Annotated in this window: 1 protein-coding gene; it reads right to left on the bottom strand. The window is 65.3% G+C overall.

The annotated features are described in order from the left end of the window. Positions 1-200: 200 nt before the first annotated feature. On the bottom strand, positions 201-2321 hold the full coding sequence (locus ABWP50_RS05400; RefSeq protein WP_353216971.1) for a sodium-translocating pyrophosphatase: 2121 nt from the start codon (positions 2319-2321) through the stop codon (positions 201-203). Positions 2322-2349: the final 28 nt, after the last annotated feature.

Genomic DNA, 2349 nt, shown 5'->3' with positions numbered 1-2349 from the left:
CAACGCCCTATCCCGCCGGATTCGTCAAAGGTGACAAAAGTGGCGCGGATTTTGGAGCGGGGGCGAAGCTAAGCCAAGCCCCGGATCAAGTCCGGGGTGACGGAGGCAGGCAGTGTATTTGGGGGCGTCCCTTCTGGACTTGGTGTTTGGTGGTGACTTCCCCACCCCGGCCCCTCCCCTCAAGGGGAGGGGAGAAGGGGTTAGCCGCCCGCCAGCGCGGCCAGCAGCAGCAGGGCCACGATGTTGGTGATCTTGATCATCGGGTTCACGGCGGGGCCGGCGGTGTCTTTGTAGGGGTCGCCCACGGTGTCGCCGGTGACGGCGGCCTGGTGGGCGGGGGAGCCTTTGCCGCCGTAGGCGCCTTGTTCGATGACTTTCTTGGCGTTGTCCCAGGCGCCGCCGCCGCTGGTCATCGAGATGGCGACGAACAGCCCGGAGATGATGACGCCCATCAGCAGGGCACCCAATGCGGCAAAGCCGTTGCCCTGGCCCGCCACGGCGGTGATGGCGAAATAGACGACGATGGGGGCGAGCACCGGCAGCAGGGAGGGGACGATCATTTCCCGAATCGCGCCGGCGGTGACGAGGCCGACGGTGCGGGCATAATCGGGCTTCACTTCGCGGGTGGCGATGCCGGGATTTTCGCGGAACTGGGCGCGGATATCCTGCGCCACGGCCTGGGCAGTACGGCCAACCGCTGTCATCGCCATGCCGCCGAACAGATAGGGCAGCAGCGCGCCGAGCAGCAGGCCGACGACGACATAGGGATTGGACAGGGAGAAATCGACCGGCACGTCCTTGAAGAACTGCGAGAGATCTTCGGTGTAGGTGGCGAACAGCACCAGCGCGGCCAGGCCGGCCGAGCCGATGGCATAGCCCTTGGTCACGGCCTTAGTGGTGTTGCCCACGGCATCGAGGGCATCGGTGCGCTGGCGCACTTCGCCATCGAGGCCGGCCATTTCGGCGATGCCGCCGGCGTTGTCGGTAACCGGGCCATAGGCATCCAGTGCGACGATCATGCCGGCCAGCGCCAGCATGGCAGTGGCGGCAAAGGCGATGCCGATCAGGCCGCCCAGTTTGAAGGTGGCGATGATGCCGGCAACGATCACCAGCGTGGGCAGCGCAGTCGATTCCATCGACACGGCGAGGCCCTGGATGACGTTGGTGCCGTGGCCGCTATCCGATGCCTTGGCGATGGATTGCACCGGGCGATAATCGGTGCCGGTGTAATATTCGGTGATCCACACCAGCAGCGCGGTGACCACCAGGCCCACCAGCATGCAATAGAACAGCGAACGGCCGGTAAAGCCACCCGCAACGCCGGCGATGGTGACCGGGCCTGTTGCGGCCGGATCAGCGCCGATCACGGCGTTCATATCGGGGAAGATGGCAGCAGTGGCGAACCACAGCGCCGGCACCGACAGCAGGCCGGTGACGATAAGGCCCTTGTAGAGCGCGCCCATGATGGAGCCGCCGCCAAGGCGCACGAAATAGGTGCCGATGATGGAGGTGATGATGCACACGCCGCAGGCCAGCAGCGGCAGCGTCATCAGCTTGGCGGCATCAGCGCCGGCCACCAGCAGCGCGCACAGCACCATGGTGGCACCGATGGTGACCACGTATGTCTCGAACAGATCGGCCGCCATGCCGGCGCAATCGCCGACATTGTCGCCAACGTTGTCGGCAATCACGCCGGGGTTGCGATCGTCATCCTCGTCAAAGCCGAGCTCGTTCTTGCCGACCATGTCGGCACCGACGTCAGCCGCCTTGGTGAAAATGCCGCCACCCAGACGGGCAAAGATGGAGATGAGCGAGGCGCCGAACGACAGCGACACCAGCGCGTTGACGACGGCGCGGCTGGTCGGTTCCAGGCCCGAAGACACAAGTGCGTAGAAATAGCCCGCGATGGCGAGCAGCGCGAGGCCGGCAACCAGCATGCCGGTGACAGCGCCGGAGCGGAACGCCATGGTCAGCCCGGCCTGCAGCGACTGGCGCGCAGCTTCGGCGGTGCGCACGTTGGCGCGCACCGAGATGTTCATCCCGATGAAACCGGTAGCGCCCGACAGCACGGCACCCAGCACGAAGGCCACGGCCGGAATGAGCCCCAGCAACAGCCCGACCAGCGCAGCCACAATGACACCGACGATGGCAATGGCGGTATACTGCTTGTTGAGATAGGCGTTGGCGCCGATCTGGATGGCCATGGCGATTTCCTGCATGCGGGCATTGCCCGGCGACGCACTCAGCACTTGCCGTGAGGTGATCACCCCATAGGCCACGGCGGCTAGGCCGCACAGCATGGCAAACATCACATAATCCATTATCATCGCCCCCAAGGTGCCGGCCTGC

Origin of the sequence: Sandarakinorhabdus sp., from assembly GCF_040398645.1 — a bacterium.
Taxonomy (GTDB): Bacteria; Pseudomonadota; Alphaproteobacteria; order Sphingomonadales; family Sphingomonadaceae; genus Sandarakinorhabdus.
Note: the sequence above shows the minus strand (reverse complement) of the source record. Positions and strands in the feature narration are given on the sequence as shown.